The organism is Dyadobacter sp. 32 (genome assembly GCF_902506755.1).
Lineage (GTDB): Bacteria > Bacteroidota > Bacteroidia > Cytophagales > Spirosomataceae > Dyadobacter.
Map to the genome: position 1 here is coordinate 1,098,409 of NZ_LR735258.1, position 19,586 is coordinate 1,117,994.

Annotated in this window: 15 protein-coding genes; 5 read left to right on the plus strand and 10 right to left on the minus strand. The window is 44.4% G+C overall.

The genetic code is table 11. The annotated features are described in order from the left end of the window. The first annotated feature begins 102 nt into the window (after positions 1 to 102). Positions 103 to 3,333: a cyclic nucleotide-binding domain-containing protein gene (locus DYADSP32_RS04315; protein WP_149243876.1), complete on the plus strand. Its 3,231-nt coding sequence runs from the start codon at positions 103 to 105 to the stop codon at positions 3,331 to 3,333. Between the two features lie 33 nt (positions 3,334 to 3,366). Here DYADSP32_RS04315 and DYADSP32_RS04320 read toward each other — a convergent pair whose 3' ends face one another. From DYADSP32_RS04320 to DYADSP32_RS04350, 7 genes are all read right to left on the minus strand, one after another. Next, entirely contained in the window at positions 3,367 to 3,945 is a 579-nt protein-coding gene (locus tag DYADSP32_RS04320) for an HD domain-containing protein (protein WP_149243875.1), read from the minus strand. 1 nt (position 3,946) lies between these two features. After that, positions 3,947 to 4,993 (minus strand): adenylate/guanylate cyclase domain-containing response regulator, encoded by a 1,047-nt coding sequence (locus DYADSP32_RS04325; protein WP_149243874.1) that lies wholly within the window; start codon positions 4,991 to 4,993, stop codon positions 3,947 to 3,949. A gap of 56 nt (positions 4,994 to 5,049) precedes the next feature. Beyond that, positions 5,050 to 5,433: a response regulator gene (locus tag DYADSP32_RS04330; protein WP_149243873.1), complete on the minus strand. Its 384-nt coding sequence runs from the start codon at positions 5,431 to 5,433 to the stop codon at positions 5,050 to 5,052. A 104-nt stretch (positions 5,434 to 5,537) separates the two neighbouring features. After that, positions 5,538 to 7,637 (minus strand): 7TM-DISM domain-containing protein, encoded by a 2,100-nt coding sequence (locus tag DYADSP32_RS04335; RefSeq protein ID WP_414617511.1) that lies wholly within the window; start codon positions 7,635 to 7,637, stop codon positions 5,538 to 5,540. Positions 7,638 to 7,715: 78 nt separating this feature from the next. Beyond that, positions 7,716 to 8,891 carry a hypothetical protein gene (locus tag DYADSP32_RS04340; protein WP_149243871.1) on the minus strand — a complete coding sequence of 392 codons (1,176 nt, stop codon included), beginning with the start codon at positions 8,889 to 8,891 and terminating at the stop codon, positions 7,716 to 7,718. Beyond that, positions 8,888 to 9,982 (minus strand): hypothetical protein, encoded by a 1,095-nt coding sequence (locus DYADSP32_RS04345; protein WP_149243870.1) that lies wholly within the window; start codon positions 9,980 to 9,982, stop codon positions 8,888 to 8,890. The genes DYADSP32_RS04340 and DYADSP32_RS04345 overlap by 4 nt, the downstream gene beginning before the upstream one ends. A gap of 371 nt (positions 9,983 to 10,353) precedes the next feature. After that, a complete protein-coding gene (locus tag DYADSP32_RS04350; protein ID WP_149243869.1) occupies positions 10,354 to 11,712 on the minus strand; it encodes an ATP-binding protein in 1,359 nt (452 codons plus the stop codon). A 596-nt stretch (positions 11,713 to 12,308) separates the two neighbouring features. On the opposite strand from DYADSP32_RS04350, the gene DYADSP32_RS04355 reads away from it, so the two are divergent. Together DYADSP32_RS04355 and DYADSP32_RS04360 are read left to right on the plus strand one after the other, a co-directional pair. Then, positions 12,309 to 13,289, plus strand: a complete 981-nt coding sequence (locus DYADSP32_RS04355) for a c-type cytochrome (protein WP_149243868.1) — start codon at positions 12,309 to 12,311, stop codon at positions 13,287 to 13,289. A gap of 209 nt (positions 13,290 to 13,498) precedes the next feature. Next, positions 13,499 to 14,140: a hypothetical protein gene (locus DYADSP32_RS04360; RefSeq protein ID WP_149243867.1), complete on the plus strand. Its 642-nt coding sequence runs from the start codon at positions 13,499 to 13,501 to the stop codon at positions 14,138 to 14,140. Positions 14,141 to 14,159: 19 nt separating this feature from the next. Here the strand turns inward: DYADSP32_RS04360 and DYADSP32_RS04365 are convergent, their stop codons facing one another. Genes DYADSP32_RS04365 through DYADSP32_RS04375 form a run of 3 tightly spaced genes read right to left on the minus strand, consistent with a single transcriptional unit; the run spans position 14,160 to position 16,185 of the window. Continuing rightward, on the minus strand, positions 14,160 to 14,852 hold the full coding sequence (locus DYADSP32_RS04365) for a DUF3575 domain-containing protein (protein ID WP_149243866.1): 693 nt from the start codon (positions 14,850 to 14,852) through the stop codon (positions 14,160 to 14,162). Then, positions 14,849 to 15,610 carry a hypothetical protein gene (locus DYADSP32_RS04370; protein ID WP_149243865.1) on the minus strand — a complete coding sequence of 254 codons (762 nt, stop codon included), beginning with the start codon at positions 15,608 to 15,610 and terminating at the stop codon, positions 14,849 to 14,851. Before DYADSP32_RS04370 ends, DYADSP32_RS04365 begins: the two co-directional genes overlap by 4 nt. Before the next feature lie 38 nt (positions 15,611 to 15,648). Beyond that, positions 15,649 to 16,185, minus strand: a complete 537-nt coding sequence (locus DYADSP32_RS04375; RefSeq protein ID WP_149243864.1) for a hypothetical protein — start codon at positions 16,183 to 16,185, stop codon at positions 15,649 to 15,651. A gap of 284 nt (positions 16,186 to 16,469) precedes the next feature. Between DYADSP32_RS04375 and DYADSP32_RS04380 the strand changes: the two genes are divergently transcribed. Both DYADSP32_RS04380 and mgrA read left to right on the plus strand, forming a co-directional pair. After that, positions 16,470 to 18,446 carry a glycoside hydrolase family 97 protein gene (locus DYADSP32_RS04380; RefSeq protein ID WP_149243863.1) on the plus strand — a complete coding sequence of 659 codons (1,977 nt, stop codon included), beginning with the start codon at positions 16,470 to 16,472 and terminating at the stop codon, positions 18,444 to 18,446. Between the two features lie 126 nt (positions 18,447 to 18,572). Beyond that, positions 18,573 to 19,562 carry an L-glyceraldehyde 3-phosphate reductase gene (mgrA, locus tag DYADSP32_RS04385; RefSeq protein ID WP_149243862.1) on the plus strand — a complete coding sequence of 330 codons (990 nt, stop codon included), beginning with the start codon at positions 18,573 to 18,575 and terminating at the stop codon, positions 19,560 to 19,562. Positions 19,563 to 19,586 lie beyond the last annotated feature (24 nt).

A 19,586-nucleotide genomic window follows, 5' to 3' on the forward strand; every position in this document is an offset into this window, starting at 1 on the left:
TTAACCACCCGCTACCCTCAAGCTGCGGTCTAATTTTTCCATTTTTAAAAAGGAAAAATTTGTGCTTAGTTTTACAGGAATGAAGTTAGCTTTAAACCACTTATGACAGAATATTTAAAAACGAACAAATTCCCTGGTAAAATCTCGTTACAGACCCTTCTGTTCTTTCTCCATAATTTTTTTGTCAATGTAGGCACCACACTGGTATATGTCTCAGCCAACATCCTGCTATTGGAAAATCATCCTGAATATTCTTTACCCATAGCCTATGTACTCTCCGCTCTTGCCGTCATGCTGGCCGGCAAGGTCTATGAATATTTCGAGCACCACCTGTTGCTGGAAAAGCTTAGCACGGGCACCATGATGGCCTCGCTATTCATGGTATTGGTGGTGATGGGATTATTGTGGCAAGGCCACGGCGTGGCTACCGCTATCGCCATTATGGTGGGTTACAGAATCATATACCTGCTGATCAATCTGGAGTTCTGGGGGTTATCAGCCGTGGTATTCGATGTTCGGCAGAGTAAAAGAATATTCAGCGTCATTGGTTCCGGAGATATGCCTGCAAAGGCGCTTGGAGCCGTACTCGCCGTAGTGATTCACACGCCATCGGTACTCATGATTCTCCTACTGATCTCGCTTGTTTTTTTTGCACTTGCTTTTTATACGCAAAAACTTACATTTCTGCGTACCGATGTTCCCGATCCTCACCATGGCGCAACCCGCAACAGTGCGCCACCGCGTTCGAAGATTATTCAAAAGTATTTTGGTGGAAACGGCCTGGTAACCGCGTTATGCCTGGGAATGGTCTTTATTGCCGCAGCCGCCACCTGGATTGAATATCATTTTTTTGTGAATGTCAAATACAAATTCCACAGTCAGCACGATGTAATTATTTTTATCGGATCCCTGCTGACGGCCACTTACCTTATTTCTACTGTCATTAAATTGCTGTTTTCGGGCAAAATCGTAGAAAAGTTCGGAGTGGGCTTTACCTTGTACCTTCTGCCTGCTACAAGCATTGTTACTTCCCTTGGCTTAATCGTGTCGTCCTACTTCCGTAAGGATGAGCCCTCTCTGCTCGTCTACTATTGTCTGGCTTACATTCTTTTTGAAATGGTTCGGCGCACGATCTATGACCCGGTGTTTCTGGTGCTTTTTCAGCCATTGTCCACTAAAAACCGATTAAAGGGACACACGCTGGCAAAAGGACTCTTTGAACCACTGGGAATGCTGTTATCAGGCTTAATTCTCTGGATTGTGTACACGATGCAATGGTCCAATCTGAGTCTTACTTTTGATCTTTCTCTGCTCTTCGCATTGGCAGCCCTGATCATTTTCCGCAAAGCCTATGCGCAATATGTACTCGAACTGAAGAGTGCAATCAGCAAGCGGTTTCTTCGTAGCGGTGAAATGGCTGCACCCGGAGAAGCATTACCCATTATCATTGAAAATCTGAAAAGTGACAAAAAAGAAGAGATCATCAACGCCATAGACTGGCTGGCCAGAAACAAAGAATCCTTACTGGTAAAAAATGCCTCTGCATTACTCCAAAGCCCTTTTGTACCCGTTCGGTATAAAACGCTGGAAACATTAAAAGCATTAAAGAAAGACTTTTTGCCCGAATCATTTACCCATTACATCGAGACAGAACCGGACTCCCGCTGCCAGACGCTGGCCGTAAGAATGGCCTGTGCCAACAGTCTGCTCTCTGAGGAAAAGATTGCCGGTTACCTAGTCCATGATGACACGGATATAGTCTGTGGCACCATCATTGGCTGCTGGGAATCCAACAAACACCTTCCCCTAATTCACGGCACGTTGCAAAAACTCTTTAATTCGGAAAAAGAACAATTGCAGATCGTGGCCCTACAATGTGTTCGGTACACAGGTATGGGCGTTTATGAAAAATACGTTACAAACTCCCTGTCCAATAACAGTCTGGTGGTGCGGCAGAGCGCAGTGGACGTCATAGCCGATAGCGGTAATGCCCAGCTATTGAACCTTACAATTCCTTTGTTAACCGGCCCGCAAAGCAAGCAGGTTATCAATGCACTTATACGAACCGGCGACCCTGGAATTTCCATCATCGAAAAATGGATTCATACCCAGGCCGGTGTCCGGGAGCTGTATCATTTTTGTCGTGAGGCAGAGAAAAATCCGCGAGCAAGACTCCATAATATACTTTTACAACTTACTGAAAGTATTTACAGTAAAGAACATTTAATACATTTTAAAAATACAAATATTAATAATACTTTCATAAGGCAATCTGTGCTTAAAGCACTCGTCCGTTTTCCTCAGTCCTCTGAAACAGAACACTTTGTGAATGGTTGTATAGAAGCTGAGCTCGCTCATGCTACGCAGTTACTGCATGGCATGTATGAATTATCTGCTATTCAGTCCTTAGCCGATGCCCTGCATTATGAGCTAAAATCTACGACTGAGCGCTTATTCAACCTCTTTATGCTTCTTTATGACCAAGACTCTATTCAAAACGCACGTAAAGGAATCACACACGGATCAAATGAAAGGCGTGCCAACTCCCTTGAAATGATAGAAAGCCTGCTTCCACGGACATTACATCCGGCTTTGCGCGCTTTGTTTGAGCATGCAGATCTCAATGCCAGATACGAAACGCTGAGCCAATATTTGGGAAATACTCACAAGGCTATACACATTCTGGACTATATTCTGATCCATCGGGACAAGTATTTCACGGCATGGACTATCGCCCTTGCCATTCAGTACACGGGGCCCAGTATTCAGGACTCTGAGGATCTCTCACTTTTTCTAACTCACCCGGCAACCATTATCCGCCAAACAACCCATATTCAAATCTCTGGTTCACAACCTATATCCCATGGAATTATGAAACATTCTGAAATGACGCAAAAAATATCCGAGATGGAGAAAGTGATCGTGTTAAAAAACACCCAGTTATTTTCCCAAACCCCGGAAAATGTACTAAGCTCCATTGCGCCAATCATGAAGGAAGTGACCTATTCGGAGGGTCAACAAATTTTCGGCAAAGGAGATGTCGGTGACAGCATGTATATCATCTATTCAGGTGAAGTAGGCATTTATGACGACAAAAAGAGGCTGGCACTTTTCGATAAGGGGGAGATTTTTGGCGAGCTGGCGCTCATGGATACCGAACCCCGATCAGCCACTGCCTCTGCTGAAACTGATTTATTGCTATTCCGAATGGATCAGGAAGACTTTTATGAGCTGATGGAAGAACGCGACGAGATTTTAAAAAATGTCCTGAGAATACTTTGTCAACGCATCAGGGTTCAGAACGAAAGAATGAGCACCTTATTAACGGCATAGCATATGGTTGAGGCAAAACCAGCGTGACTCGTTTTACTGATTACGTAGCAGCGATTCAAGATGCTGCTGCTTGGTCTGATCCCTGCTTTGCCTGGCTGTATACGTCCAATACCTGTGTTCCCTTAGGAACGAAACTTGCAGTTCGTTCCAGGAATTCTTGTCATTGATCATATCCAACCCTTTCAACTCTTCAAAAAGAGACTGAGCTATCGGGACAAAATCGGCTCGGCCCAGGTAGTCGAGGTCTGCATCACAAAGTATTTTTTCCAAATGATTCTGAGGAGATTGAGGTATTTTCGTTGCCATAATCATGCCACATATCTGATCAATCTGAGCATCATTATATTCAAACGCAGGCAGAACGGTACGGACAATCTCGCAACTTTTGCTTTCATGTCCCTTATAGGTGTATATGAACCCGGAATCATGATACAATGCGGCGGTTTGTAACAAAACCAAAGCGTCTGCTTCCCGAATTTGTTCGCCTTCTGCCAAAGTCAATGTTGCTTTAAGAACGTCCAGAACATGATGAACGCCATGATAATAAAGGTGATCAGGAAGATCGGAATGAAGCCTTTCCAGAATATATTGTTTCGCTCTGCCCAGTCTCATGCTATTCCATCACTTCGTAAATATGCATGGGGTTAGCCTTATTTTTTAAGGTAACCTCCCCTATTCGAACGCATTGAAACGCCTCTTTTAATTGCAGATAAGCGGTTTCAGATATGACAATCTGGCCCGGCTTGGCGATGGATTGCAATCGTTGTGCTGTGTTGACCACGTCACCGATCACGGTGTAGTCCAGTCGCCTGAGCGCTGCAGAACCGATATTGCCGGAGACCATTTCTCCTGAATTGAGGCCTATGGCCACCTTGGGATAATACCCCGTTTTATCGGAAAGATCTTCCTTAAAAGTATTGATGTGATTCCGGACAGCCAGAGAGGCCTCTACGGCACGATCAAGGTGATACGCCCCCCGAAACACGGCCATAACCGCGTCCCCCATAAATTTGTCAACAAGCCCACCCTGCGCAATAATTTCCTTCACCATTACATCGAAGTATTTATTGATCAGGCGCACAACCACATCCGCGTTTTCCTTCTCTGAAATGGATGTAAACCCACACATATCCATGAACACCACTGTGGCATCAATATTTTCACTGGACAAAAGGGACTTTTCAAATGCATCGCTGGTCATAAACTGCAGAACAGAAGAATCTACGTACATCCTGAGAATGTCGTTTTCCCTGACTGCCTTCAGCGTGTTCTTCAACTGCTCCACATATCGGAGCGTTTTTTCCATGGTCACCTCAAGATCCTTGAAGTCAATGGGTTTTGTAAGAAAATCGAATGCCCCCCGATTCATTGCTGTCCGAATATTGTCCATATCACCATAAGCGGAGACGATAACCGATTTTAGCAGCGGACTTACCTCGCCTAATTTGATCAACAGGGTAAGTCCATCCATTTTGGGCATATTGATATCGCTGAGGACCATATCGATATCCGGATTTGATTCTAAAACCACCAACGCATCTTCACCGTTTCCGGCGAACAAAAATTCATATTTCTGCTCACGGATTTGTCGTCGGAATTTTTGTTTGATCAACAATTCCAGATCAGCTTCATCATCCACTACCAGTATTTTGGCTTTCATTTAATAATTGAATTGGTTAGGATAATAAGCACTTCGTTAACTTTTAAAGAACCAACTTATACCAATGGAGGCAGTAGCATCAACTTTTCCTTCAATTCGACAAAATTAACAGGCTTGGTGAGAAAATCATCCGCCCCAAACTTCATCGCCTGATCGTGGTTCTGGCGGTCTCCGTAAGCCGTAATCATCATCACTTGCGGCGGAGCCGACGGATAATCCTTTCTGATCGATTTCAGCAATTCAATTCCGCTCATTCCCGGCATATTGATGTCCGACAAGATCATGACCACCTGCGACGGATGGTTTGCCAAAAAATGAATCGCTTCCTCTCCTGAAAAAGCAAAAGAAAACACAAACTGTCCGCTACGGATTTCTTTTCTGAATTTTTGTTCAAACAAAGATTTGACGTCCATTTCATCATCTACAACCAGTATTTTCATAAATCAGCCATCATTTTATCGGATCTAAAAAATTAAGTGTTGCAAAACGAAGATAGTCAAAATCCGCTAGTGCCGTTCATTTTCACTCAAACAGCACACCTCAGCTAGGTAATCGGAAGACTTACTATAAACTCGGAGCCCTTACCTTCTACACTTTCCACTTCAAAACGTCCGTTATGTCCATTTACAATGATTTCATAGCTTAGAGAAAGACCCAGACCCGTTCCCTGCCCCGTGGGTTTGGTCGAGAAAAATGGTTGGAAAATCTTCTGCCGGATCGTTTGCGGAATACCGGCTCCATTGTCTTTAACCCGAATTTGTACCTCCCCCGGATTACATTTGGTCGTGACGCTGACCAGTGGTCTGAAACCTGGGTCTGTCTGGCGCAGCTCGTTGACTGCATAAAAGGCGTTATTGATTAAATTGAGTAATACCCTGCCCAGGTCCTGCGACACCACACGGACTTTGCCAAGCTTGGGATCAAGATCCACCACAAACTCGGAATTGAAACTTTTATCTTTCGCTCTGAGCCCATGATACGACAACCGCAGGTATTCATCTGCCAGTGCGTTCAGGTCGGTCATCTCCTTTTCACCTGATCCAGCCCGGGAGTGTTCCAGCATACCCTTCACGATGCTGTCGGCACGCTTTCCATGATGCGTGATTTTAACCAAATTATCAGCCAGATCGCCGAGCAGTTCCTCCTCCACCGTTTCGTCTCTTTTATCACCCTTCAGGCGCTCTTCTTTAATTTCATCCAGCAGTTCTGTACTCACTTCTGAAAAGTTATTCACAAAGTTCAGAGGGTTTTGTATTTCGTGGGCAATACCAGCTGTTAACTCACCGAGGGAGGCCATTTTTTCCGCCTGTATCAGTTGATTTTGCAGCACGCGTAAATCGGTAAGAGACTGGTTCAGTTCCGCAGTGCGTTCATTCACTTTCTGCTCCAGCGAAATATTCTGTTCCTTCACAATCTTTTCATTTTCAATTGTCTTTTCCAACAACTTTTGCCTGGCATCTGTACGTTCATTTTCAATCTCCTTCTTTTCCCATTCAAACCGTTTTGATAACAAATAAGAAAGAAAGAAAACTTCGATCAACAAAGCCACCGATGTATGGCTGATCCCAAAAAGATAGGGAGGGAATCCAGTCTGGATATAAGTGGCCTCCAGAACTACGAAAAAACAAAACACCAGGTACGTTACAGCGAGATAATAACCAAAAATATTGCCTTTGCGACGGACATGTATACTCATGCCTACAATCAGTGCAAACAGGGAAACCGCGTTGATCTGATTGAGGAGCAAGGTCTGCGAAATGGGAAGAAAATGACAGACTACGATAGTCAAAATATAGTATGCAAAAATCGCTAAGGCTATTTTGTAGAAAGCGGGCAGGTACTTTTTCACTTCCAGAAAGTAAACGCAGTAGAGCCACAAAACAGGCATATTGATTTGAGGAATAACCCGGTACCAATACATCATATCGGGTTTGGAAACGATATAGGGCAGATAGCCTTCGGAAACCGCCGCTGTTGTAGCCATGTATATAAGCACTACCACTGCGTAGTGTAAATAGGAAAACCGGCGAAATGAGAAAAACAGCAGGATATTATTAACGACCACAAACAATAAAACCCCTGCGTAAAGCCCGTAAATGATCTTTTGCCTGTTGGCCTGTACCTCATACTTCTCATGATGCCATATCCTTACGGGTGTTGGCGGGCTGAACGATTGAAATCGCAGGTAAAAATCATGCTGCCCGGCCGGCAAGGGAAACACTTGAAAATGGCTTTTGACCGCCTTCTCCTCTATTTCAATGTTGTAACCCGCGTAGCTTGTTTTCCATTTGCCGTCCTCTCCCTTATAATAAAGGTCGGCCGAGGGCAAAAATGCCTGAGCCATTTCCAGCCATAGGGTTTGCTCTGTAGGGTTAGAAAACGAAAATTTTAACCAGAAAAATGATTCTGAAATCCCAAAATTCAAGACATGCTGATCCGAGGGTTTGAACCGGGTCGACATGGAGGCTTTACTTACCTCATCAATAGTTAACTTCCCTCCAGCATCCTCCATTATAGAAACCTTGTCCGCTATTTCCATAAAGGATTTTTTACCATCCCAGACAATACCGTCTGCCGAAGCAAAGTGGGAAACCATGACCGTTACGATCATGATGCATGCCCTCAAAATGACTTGGTAATTCATGGGGCGGGCTAATGTAAATGAGTTTGCCTTGGTTATCAACATCTTCTATCCAGAGTATTTGCTAAAATCAAACAATGGCTAAGCATGCATGTGTCGCTCGTCTGCAAACTGAGTGGGTATATTCAACATGTAAGCGAAAACGACCCACCAGATAATACAGTAGATGCCAAAGGGAAGGTAGCCCATTAGTCCCAAAACAGGCATTTCAAACACATGATAAACATTTACATACGGGACGCTGTAAGACCAGTAGGCAGGGGTTTCAGATATGATCTTTCCATTCTCGTGATAAGCACTGAAATAATTCCAAAATTCAAGCAAAAATCCCTGAACAAAATAAGCGAGCGCAAAGAGCAACAACGGTGACCAGTTTCCTTTTTTTACCAGTTCAAACGGTGTCCATATTTTAAGCCTGTCCAGAACAGCAGACAGGATAATGAGCGGAACAACCCAAAGGAGCGTGAACAACAAATCGGGATAAAAGGCTATGAAGAATAATAAAACAAAACAAAATACCAGAAGGGCATTGATAACCCCGATCGACAACTTGATCTTTGGACCATCGTCAAACCTGTACTTTAAGCGATCAAACGTTAAAAACAATGTGTACCACTCAAACGCAAGTGGCATGAGCCCGGCAGAGCCTATGACCGCGTAAATGGTGAACTGGTTATCGGGTATGAGGGCTCCATTCGGATATATCCAGTTGTCGTCCACAAAGAAATTGAGGTACTCGAATATCAGCCATCCGGATATAGACGCGACGCCAATACCGATAAACTCCTGCAGGGACCTGCTTATGATGGATCTGCCACCATTCCGTACATAAACCCAACCGTCAACCAGCAGCGCAAAGCCCCAGAAAAGTGGCAGATCAGCCCACAGAATAATCCAGCGCGGCTCGGAAAACTTCCCCCACAATATAAACAAAGTCCCGCCCCACATGACCAGGCCCGCCCAAAACCAGGCTGGTAGCTTGACCTTATTAATCTGAGGTGTAGCAACGGAAGTAACCTTTTTAAAACCGTATACCGAGGGAAACAGGTAAAGGACAATCAGGGAAATAAACATAATGGCTACCGCCACAAATACCGGCAAACTGAAACCGGCCTTTTCTGGAGCCACCAGGGGTGGATATTGGAAATAATTCGCCGGAAAATGTCCGTCAAAATGAATCCAGGCTCCTATGTAAGGAATTATGATAATCGCTGCACAGGTGCAAAACAAATAAAATACTTTAAGAGATGTTGTCATAATGAGGAGAGGGGTTCTGTTTTAATCAATTCTTTCAAAGACTTTAAAAACAACTTCAATAGCAGTTCGCATTGGATTACATCACGAAAACCGTTGAAATATATCCGCAAAGGCAACCATATACTTTTAATGCTTTCCTCAGTAAGACTAAATACCTGGAAAGAAATGTTATCCCGCAATTGCTTTTCGTAATAGGAAAGCCATGCCTTTTCGTTGCCGAAAACTTCACCGTTCCAGTCCTCTAGACCAACTAGTGTACAAAAAGTAGAGTAGCGGCGGCTGCGAAAGGAACGCTTCTTGGACGTGTCAAAATAATATTCTTCCAGAATATCAGACACACGCCTGCCATTAGCGCTTGAAACATCGTAATGAGTCTTAATTACATATGGATCTATATCACCCAGCATATCTGATCCGGGAGCGTCGATATTGATGTAATGTTGTTCCGTTTCAATACCAAGTGCTTTCTTTCCATTGGCGAGGTAGTAAAACAAAAAATCGCCTGAGGAACTAGCGATATCTCCCAGCCAGGTCACGATGTCCATGTTGGAATCCACATGCGGAAAGAGGTTTTTCAGAAAAAGTAAAAAATTGGGCAGTGGTGACACTATCTGGCGATAGTTAAAAGCATCGAGTCCTGCCAGCACATGACCTGCATCGCAGTAGCTACCGTCTGGCAACACAATTTCCTGATGGCCATTGCGGTAAATTTCGGGAACCTGCCCCACCCTGGTGTTACCATAAATCCTGTCGTCACTCCTATACGTTACCAAGCGATGCCTGGGTTGGTACTCATTGTCCTCGTACCGTCGCACAGGTTTGGAATGTATACCGGGATCTATCAGAATTTCCACCTGGTACCGCATCGCAACACCCGCAGCTCCTCTGATCAATTCACTATTCCAGCCCCACTGGTCATAAAATATTTTCCTAAGCCGAGTTACCATCAGCTTGGTATTGTTTTGTTCTCCATCAAAATAATCTTCTTCAACACGCAGCAGGCTGATGAATTCAGCGGCTGTAAGGACATTTGACAGATCGTGCCCCGGTTCAGGAGTTTTACTAAAAATAGGCTGGAAGAGGTTTTTCACGTACGTTGGGTTTAGGTATTTGGTGACCAGGAGCTACGACAGCTCAACACGGATCACAGTAAAATATAATTTCTTATGGGCGTATAGCTTAAATTTGATGAAAAAACTGGAAACTAAATAATATCGAAAATACCTATACGCAAGCAAGACTGTACATAGTAAATGACATCCAAAATTCACAGTTGCAGAATTTTAACGCATTCATTATCATCCGGCTACGGGTAAAACCAACGTTGAAATAAAAGCAGAACTAAATATAGCAAAGGTTAACGGGAAATTCGATCCAGCAAACGAAAAATTGAAACGCGGGGCTAGTATTGACTACATAACTTTTTAGAATGAAATCCCATCTTGAATAATTCCTACACTGATCAAACAGGGATCTCAATCTTGAATACTGTCTTTTGTCCTGGTACGGACTCTACGTCCAAAATACCTCCGTGTGCATTGGTGATGATATCATAACTCATCGAAAGTCCAAGACCTGTCCCCTGCCCTGTTGGTTTTGTGGTGAAAAACGGCTGGAAAATCTTCGCTATTACACTCTCAGACATTCCTATTCCATTGTCTTCTACCCTCACAAACAAGCGATTATCGAATTTCTTGGTGGCGATTTTTACCTCTGGCTTATAGTTCGTGATGCCGTCAGCTTCAAGGCCCTTTTTCTTTTCAGAAACAGCGTAAAAAGCATTGGTAAACAAATTCAGGAATACACGTCCCATATCCTGTGGCATAAGGTCGACAAGACCAATATGCTCATCGAATTCGGTTACCAGCGAGGCATTGAACTCTTTATCCTTCGCTCTCAAACCATGGTATGCCAACCGCATATATTCGTCTGCCAAAGCGTTCACATCGGTTGGCTCCTTCTCGCCCGAAGACGACCTGGAATGCTGAAGCATCCCCTTTACAATGGAATCAGCCCGTCTTCCGTGATGTACAATTTTTTGCTGATTTTGGCTGAGATCGCCTAGAATTTCAATAATGTAGTCCTTTTCGGACTGACCCAAATCCGTTTTCAAGACTTCCTCCTCAAGCTCCTGGCAAATTTCAACAGACACCTCAGCGAAATTATTCACAAAATTCAGTGGGTTTTGAATTTCATGGGCAATCCCGGCAGTCAGTTCTCCCAAAGACGCCATCTTTTCACTCTGTATGAGTTGATTTTGCGTGGACTTCAATTCCTCAATTGTCTTTTGAAGTTGTTCTTTCTGTAGGGTAAGTTCATAAGTTCGTTCTGCGACAAGAAATTCCAGAGACTCTTTTTGTTTTCTATTCTCTATTTCTTCGTTACGCCGTTCCGCTCGCTCCTTGATTAATAAATTCTGCTGGCGGCGCGCATAAAACCAGATCACGAAGCATAAGATAAACCCGAAGGTCTGAGCAGTCGAAAAATAAGATCCATATAGATCAAAAAACTGAGGAGCAATGACCTCCGCAGCATCACTCAAGATGGCAATGGCTACAAACGGGACTATGCCTTGGATAATACTCCTTAAAGATTTGAACACATCATAGTTATAGGCTGTGTACAGAAGCAGCAGCATAAATGCATTCCAGATCCAGTCGAAATAATTCGGCTGATCAAGCATGTAATACGCTGCTATTAAGCCCACAGAAGCATAGCGTGCTAAAAGTACCTTACGATCCCACTCCGGTATTACGTTCCGGGTATCCAGTGCCGTACGCACATACTGGAGCAGAAAAAATGAAACAAGGAAGTATTCCATGTACCAAACCTGATTGAAGGATAAGAAAATCTATATCTGCGAGCAAAATAGATATTTTATTGGAAACATTTGCATCCATACATACAAGCCGCTCCCAAGAGCACCTGCGTATTACGGCTTCCATACAAATCAAGATATATGCCGGATAAAATCAATTAAAATGGTCCACAGCTACACCAGAATCGAAAACCCGACTAAATTAACACAAAATATTAATAATCAATACTTTACAATAAAGTAGAGAATAGGACTTAACGACGTTAAATAATATACCACAAATAAACGCAAGAAAACAACTTCTTTTTGGCCAATTCAGGTAGCCTTGACCACCCCTATTACCGTACAAAGTGCATAGCTTCGAATCGAACCGCAACGATCCAAATCTTCAAGTCGCCGTCATTGCCAAATCGATTGCCGATGCGCTCGTCGTATAAGCTTTCGAAGCTGCATAATGGTCTATGAACAAGACAAATACCAGAAATTATTTTAAAGCTGAACGGTAAACGTTCAGGGGTTCAGCCTTATACTTCACGCCAACCCTCCAAAATGTTGAACTCACCTTTCTTTATTATTCACCATATTTTAATTCAACGAAAATGAAAAAAATCTTCAAATTTATTGGTATCCTGCTTGGAGTACTCATTTTAGCCGTTCTGGCGGGCATTACTTACGTAAAAACTGCAATGCCCAACACCGGCGATCCTGAAACGCTTACCATAGCGCTTACACCACAGCGGATTGAACGGGGAGCATACCTGGCAAACCATGTTACAGTTTGTATCGATTGCCACAGTACACGTGACTGGAGTAAATTTGCCGGACCTCTTACGGGTAAGGACCTGGGAAGCGGCGGCGAAAAATTCGACCCTAATATGGGCTTCCCCGGGACAATTTACGCACGAAACATTACACCTTACAGCCTTAAAAGCTGGACGGACGGCGAAGTATTCAGAGCGGTAACCACCGGTGTGAGCAAGGATGGTAGCCCATTGTTTCCTTTAATGCCTTACCATAGCTATGGAAAAATGGACAAAGAAGATGTGCTTAGCATCATTGCCTACCTGAGGACATTAAAACCCGTCGAAAACCAAATACCGGAACCATCGCTCGATTTCCCGATTAACATTCTGGTAAACACCATGCCTGCACCGGCCACGTTTACAACCATTCCGGACACCTCGGATGTACTCGCTTATGGTGAATATCTGATAGGTGCTGCCAGTTGCGTGGATTGTCACAGCCAAAAAGACAAAGGCAACAATATTCCCGGAACAGAATTTGGGGGCGGCATGGAATTTAAGCAACCCGCCGGAATCGTACGCTCTGCCAACATTACCATGGACAAGGAAACGGGAATTGGAAGCTGGACGAAAGAGAGTTTTGTACAACGTTTCAAGGCCTATGCCGACACCAACTATCACAGTCCCAACATGACACCAAATGACCTCAATACACCCATGCCTTGGGTAATGTATGCAGGAATGAAAAAATCCGATCTTGAGGCCATTTATACCTACCTGAGCAGCCTGGCACCTAAAAAACATTTGGTAGCAAAGTACGAAAAGTCTGCCAAATAATATGCCCCGGAGACGTTGCGTGAGGTGGGCTCCATAAAAAAACCGTCAATAGGCCGGTAGATAAGTTTAGCTTCCAAACTATCTCATTTTAAGTAACTTGCTAATCAGGCAGCAGTACCGCATATACGGGGAACAATATTTTAGATTGTCCGTATGTGCGGCAAAATGCCAGCCAACATTGGTTAATTTAATTAAAACGGGAAAACATCATGAAGCTATTGTTCGGGATCAGCTTGTTCACAGCATTCTCATTTGTTCAAACCAGAGTTCATGCCCAGTATCGTATTTCGACTCCTGCGGAATATCACCTGCAAGGAGTAATGGAGACCGCATCGGCCTTGCTTTTAAAGCCCGACAGTACCTTTGAGCTCTATTTCTCTTATGGTGCGATGGATCGGCAAGGAAGCGGCAGATGGACCTATAATGATGGCCACATTACTTTAAAAAGTAGGCCGAAACCCCAGACCGACTTTGCACTGGTGACCAGCAAAGCAACCGAAGACAGTTCCACCATAGTCCGGATTACGAGTTCCAATAGCCAGCTGCTGCCCCATTTCGAGGTAATGCTACGCTCCGCAACCGGCGAGAACTATGGTAAGAGCGATGCTGAAGGAGTTTTTATCGGCCCTAAAAGTAAGTTAGCTTCAATTGAGCTCTTTTTTAATTTTTGCCCGGAACGTTTTTCTACCTTCCCGATTCAGAATGCCGATAACTATTTTGAATTCCGCATGGAGCCATGGATCGCTGAAATATTTGCCGACAATATCGTACTCAAAGTAACCGTAGACGGTCTTGAGGGGCAACATCCACTGCTTAAAGGTGATTCATTCCGGTACACAAAAGCAAGATAAGCATTTCAGGTACCTGAGTTTAGTCCAGTGATACGGATGGCTTCAGCTTACCAAGAAGCAGACCAAGCTGAAAGCCAACCGCCAGGCTAGGCAGTGTTTCGTTAAAAGTAGTTCCCTGACTTAGCCACCACCACTGGTTTCTTAGCCGGGCGTTTGATGCTCCAGCGGTCAGCGCACGACCTTCGATATGGCGTAAACCAAAACCGGTGTACACTTCAAAGATCATCCGTTTCGGAAAATGAAACTGCCAACCGAACTTTACATGACCTGCATTTACAAATCTCCCAAAACGAACATCCTTGTTCTCAAAATAACCACATGCGCCATTGACGCAGTCTTGCCCAACCCATTGGCGGTCCTTGTTCACTACCCGTTTGAACAGATACTCACCGGCCAGATAGGCCCTCATTTTCGTTTTATCAAAGAAATAGAATCGAAACTGACTCCGGGTCTTAAAGGTTGTGTTATCCGGTCGGTTCCCCCGCTCCACAGGCCAAATGTTAAAGGAAGAATGCCCATAGCCCGCTTCCTGCTGTAAGCTGAACCTGCTATTTTTGATAGGAACCTCCACACCAAGCTGAAACGTATTATCTAAATCAAACATACCCAAAGGCAGGAACTTGAGAATAACATGCTCCTTCATCTCATTTTTTTGAGCACAAGCACTTCCCAGGCTAGCAGTTATCAACAGGAACAACAAAACATATCTCATTCTACGGGAATTTTGCTTAGCAACTCCATCTTATCGGTTTCATCAAAATGGTATTGATAAAGACCATTTTTACCGGTCAAAATCAACTGGTCCTGTAATGCAATCACATCGTAAGCAGCAACATCCTTGAATTGTCTGGCAAACACGGGACTGGCGGGATTTGAGACATCCATAATTTTCAGCCCGAAATCTCCCTCACAAACGAATAGTTTATTCCCTGAGACGCCCAGTCCGTAAGGGGTGTCCATTCTTTGGGTTTCAATCATTTTGGGTTTCCTGAGGTCACTGATATCTATGACATCCAATGAGCTGAATGTTGCCCCTCTTCTGCATTCGGTACCACCCCGCAAAGTTACATAAGCATACTGGCCTTGGACCACAACCGGATCGCAGGATTGAACATGTGAATATTGTGAAAGCAATACCGGATTCGAAGGCGTCTTATTTTCGAAAATATACATCCCACTGGTGGATCCAATAAACAGATTTTCGCCATAGGGGAAAATCGTTTCAATGCCCACATCTATATCCTTGCTGGTCGTCTTCGTTGGTTCAGCGCCGTTGGCGATGTTATATACTTCCAGTGTTTGCTTCGAAACGATGTAGAGTGTGTTACCTGTAATGGCAAAACGAGCCATGGAACCGCCAACGCCCGTTTGCGGAGACAGACTATCGCCACTCTTCCCACAGGAATAGAAAAGTAACAGCAGCCCCGCAACAATCAATAGGAAAAACAAAACCGGAAATAATCTCTTCATGATCTTATCTTTAAAATTTGTGTATTTCACCATGCTTACTACCGGTAACAGGCAGGTTTGGTTTCCATATTCACTTTCTCCCAACCGGTTACAACACCCTTTTTAGTATCAATACATTCAAAATAAACATTTGCGTATGGCGGGTAATTCATCGCCGGAATCGCCCCCGAAATTCTCTTCACAACCTTAGGTAACCTGGGATCGCTGATATCCAGTACCACCAGATCACTCGCATTATCTGCATAAAGCCAGTTGCCCTTCACAGCCATGTCGAAATTGGCAGGGATCGAAATAAAAGAAATGTTCTCAGGATTTTTCGGATCTGAATTATCTATAATGTGCAGCCCTTTGCCACGCTCGTTGATAAACAAGTAGGGCTCAAAAAGATAAATTTTACCAGGATCTTTGAGTGGAATCGGGGCACCCACAAGTATATTCTTTACTTCGCTGTTGGACTGGTAAATGGGGCGATATCCTGTTTTATCGAAAGTAGAGCCACCTGGCGGCTCGTCGCTGAGATCAGGGTGGCATCCGAGTACAGCAGCCGCGACGACCAGAAACAGAAATTTCTTCATAGCAAAGGTGGTTTAAAATTGATGACACTTCATTCGTTGAAAACGTTGGATCATATGCATCAATTATTTTATCAGCGACCGTTTCTTTCCTTATGAAAGGCCATGGTTAATAGTCCAGCTCAATGATAAATCATCGAGGCCCCGTAAACTCCCGTTTTCACAATCATACCAAATAAATAATTATTTTAAGTGTGCGGCAAGAGTTCAATAAAATCTATATTTGAGATTATTCTGCTCCCACCCGTTGTGCAGATAGACCCGGCATTCCACCCTATTCAAAACCCATGAGATCATTCATTATTCTGCTCTGTACCTTCCATTTCGTTTTTCCTGCGCGCTCAGCTGAAACCAGAGAACTCATTTCTCCAAACGGTGCTGTTAAGGTTGTTATTTCCTATGATAAAGCATTCACTTACACCGTGTCCTATGACAAAAAGCCATTGCTTGACCCCTCCACCGTAGATATGACCCTACAAGATAAGAGCAGGCTCTCCGGTCATCTGGAGAAAGCAGAAATCCAGACCCGATCTGTAAGAGAAATGATTATCTCCCCCGTGCCCGAAAAAAGCAAACGCATACGGGATCACTACAACGAAATCAGTTATCGTTTTGCCAACTCATTTGGTGTTACATTCCGGGCTTACGATGATGGTATCGCGTACCGTATCAGCACTTTTATTAAAGATTCTATCACCGTTCAAAATGAAACGGCCGAATTTAAATTTTCACAGAGTCATCAACTCTATTTTTCTCAGGTCGGCGTTCGTGGTCATCAAGATATTTATCACACAAGTTTCGAAGATCCTTACCAATTAAAACCGCTCGACAGTATTCCTAGCAAGGCACTGATGGTCAGCCCTGTACTTGCTTTGTCGGCTGACGGACCGAGGGTTGTAGTTACAGAATCGGACCTGGAAGACTACCCCGGAATGTTTCTCCGCAGCCTGCGAGGCAACAACTTAAAGGGAGAATTTGCTCCCTACCCAAAAGCAGAAAAGGTACAGGAGGGCCTTTATTCCATGCGATATGTGTCGGAGCGCGAGTCGTTCATTGCACGTACAAAAGGCACCCGCGACTTCCCCTGGCGTGTGATGCTCCTGGCAACACACGACAAGGAACTTCCGGCCAATGATCTTGTATACCGCTTAGCCTCACCATCACGGGTTAAAGACACGTCCTGGATCAAACCGAGAAAATCTACCGAGGAATGGATTATCTCTTCAAATATTTTCAACGTACCCTTCAGGAGTGGGATAAATACAAATACCTACAAATACTACATCGATTTTGCCCGACGATTTGGTTTCGAACAGGTGTTGATGGACGCTGGCTGGAGTGATAATAACGACCTTTTTAAAATTACCCCAGAAATAAACATGGATTCACTGACGGCCTACGCCAAAAGTAAGGGAATAAAACTGGGCATGTGGACGCTGGCAATGACCTTGGACAGGCAACTTGAACCGGCACTGGATCAGTTCAATAAATGGGGGGTGGACTTCATCATGACCGATTTTATCGAACGTGATGATCAGAAAACGGTGCAATTCTACCACAAGGTAGCCCAGGCCTGCGCCAGACACCATATCATGCTCATGTTCCATGGATCATTTAAGCCTGCCGGATTTAACAGGACGTATCCCCATGCGCTTACCAGGGAGGCTGTGCTGGGCTCCGAGTACAACATGTGGAGCGATAAGGCCCATCCCGATCACAACCTGCTGTTGCCATTTATTCGAATGACCTCGGGACCGTTGGACTATGAGCCTGGACTGCTCAGCAATGCCACAAAAGCAGGCTTTAAAGCCGGTATGGAAAACGTGATGTCAATAGGCACAAGGACTCAGCAACTGGCCATGTTTCTTGTGTACGACAGTCCTTTGCAACTATTTTCGGGAAACCCCTCACAGGGTATGCTTGAACCCGATTTCATGAACCTTCTGGGAAGCCTTCCCACCACCTACGATACCACCATTGTTTTGGATGCCAAAATAGGTGACTATATCGTAACTGCACGAAAGAAAAACAACAACTGGTACATAGGCGCTATGAACGACCTTACGCCCAGAGAACTGACATTTCCACTGTCTTTTCTGGATGACAAAGTGTATAGTGCCACCATCTGCCGCGACGGCGCCAATGCAGACAGGTACGCTTCCGATTACTCGATTAACAGATCAACACTTCGTAAGAGGGACAAAATTACCATCAAAATGGCCCCAGGAGGCGGTTATGTGCTCCGACTGATCAGAAAACCATAGAAATAATCAACTAAAATTGTTGAGAAGATTGCTCGACTGATCGTAGCTGAACTGGGTATTTCCGTGAGTAACGAGCTTTTGATGCTAACAAGACAAAAGCAACCAACAGGATATTCAATCAAAAAAATGACATATATTACATATTCAGGCCGTTATGATCAAATGACGTATCGCCGTTGCGGAAACAGCGGCCTACTGCTGCCGGCCATTTCATTCGGCCTGTGGCACAATTTCGGTGGTGTTGATGTCTTTGAAAATTATCGAGCCATTCTCCGAACCGCCTTTGACAACGGTATTACCCATTTTGATCTGGCTAATAACTACGGTCCCCCTCCCGGTTCGGCCGAAGAGAATTTTGGCCATATTTTAAAGAAGGACTTGGCTCTTCACCGGGATGAGCTAGTTATTTCTACGAAAGCTGGCTATAGGATGTGGCCCGGACCTTACGGCGATTGGGGCTCCAAAAAATACCTGACGGCGAGTCTTGACCAGAGCCTGAGGAGAATGGGGCTGGACTACGTGGATATTTTCTACTCCCATCGCCCCGACCCCAGCACCCCATTGGAAGAAACCATGGCCACTCTGGACCTGATGGTGCGTCAGGGGAAAGCATTGTACGTTGGAATTTCTAATTACCAGGCATCTGATGCCAGACGGGCCATTCAAATTTTAAAAAAGCTGGGAACACCCTGCCTGATCCATCAACCCAAATACTCCATGTTTGAACGCTGGGCCGAAGGTGAACTAATGGGTATACTGGAAACTGAAGGTGTGGGCTGCATTCCCTTTTCTCCACTTGCCCAAGGCCTACTCACAGACAAATACCTGAAAGGAATACCATCCGAATCCCGTGCAGGGAAGGTCGAAGGCTATTTACAGGAAAGCCAGGTAACGCCCCAGATCCTTGAAAAAATAGCAAAACTGAATGCCATTGCGCTGAGTCGCGGACAAACATTAGCTCAAATGGCCCTTGCATGGCTGTTAAAAGATGCACGGGTTACGTCTGTTTTGATAGGCGCAAGCAAAGTTTCTCAACTGCTGGACTCTATAAAATGCCTGGACAGCCCATCATTCTCTGACGAAGAGCTGCAACGAATTGAATCGATTCTTGCATAATCAAAATACCTTTTCCTACTTTGT

Coding starts and splice junctions, on each gene's coding strand:
- DYADSP32_RS04315 (WP_149243876.1), top strand. CDS start 103: ATGACAGAATATTTAAAAACGAACAAATTCCCTGGTAAAATCTCGTTA.
- DYADSP32_RS04320 (WP_149243875.1), bottom strand. CDS start 3,945: ATGAGACTGGGCAGAGCGAAACAATATATTCTGGAAAGGCTTCATTCC.
- DYADSP32_RS04325 (WP_149243874.1), bottom strand. CDS start 4,993: ATGAAAGCCAAAATACTGGTAGTGGATGATGAAGCTGATCTGGAATTG.
- DYADSP32_RS04330 (WP_149243873.1), bottom strand. CDS start 5,433: ATGAAAATACTGGTTGTAGATGATGAAATGGACGTCAAATCTTTGTTT.
- DYADSP32_RS04335 (WP_414617511.1), bottom strand. CDS start 7,637: ATGAATTACCAAGTCATTTTGAGGGCATGCATCATGATCGTAACGGTC.
- DYADSP32_RS04340 (WP_149243871.1), bottom strand. CDS start 8,891: ATGACAACATCTCTTAAAGTATTTTATTTGTTTTGCACCTGTGCAGCG.
- DYADSP32_RS04350 (WP_149243869.1), bottom strand. CDS start 11,712: ATGGAATACTTCCTTGTTTCATTTTTTCTGCTCCAGTATGTGCGTACG.
- DYADSP32_RS04355 (WP_149243868.1), top strand. CDS start 12,309: ATGAAAAAAATCTTCAAATTTATTGGTATCCTGCTTGGAGTACTCATT.
- DYADSP32_RS04360 (WP_149243867.1), top strand. CDS start 13,499: ATGAAGCTATTGTTCGGGATCAGCTTGTTCACAGCATTCTCATTTGTT.
- DYADSP32_RS04365 (WP_149243866.1), bottom strand. CDS start 14,852: ATGAGATATGTTTTGTTGTTCCTGTTGATAACTGCTAGCCTGGGAAGT.
- DYADSP32_RS04370 (WP_149243865.1), bottom strand. CDS start 15,610: ATGAAGAGATTATTTCCGGTTTTGTTTTTCCTATTGATTGTTGCGGGG.
- DYADSP32_RS04375 (WP_149243864.1), bottom strand. CDS start 16,185: ATGAAGAAATTTCTGTTTCTGGTCGTCGCGGCTGCTGTACTCGGATGC.
- DYADSP32_RS04380 (WP_149243863.1), top strand. CDS start 16,470: ATGAGATCATTCATTATTCTGCTCTGTACCTTCCATTTCGTTTTTCCT.
- mgrA (WP_149243862.1), top strand. CDS start 18,573: ATGACATATATTACATATTCAGGCCGTTATGATCAAATGACGTATCGC.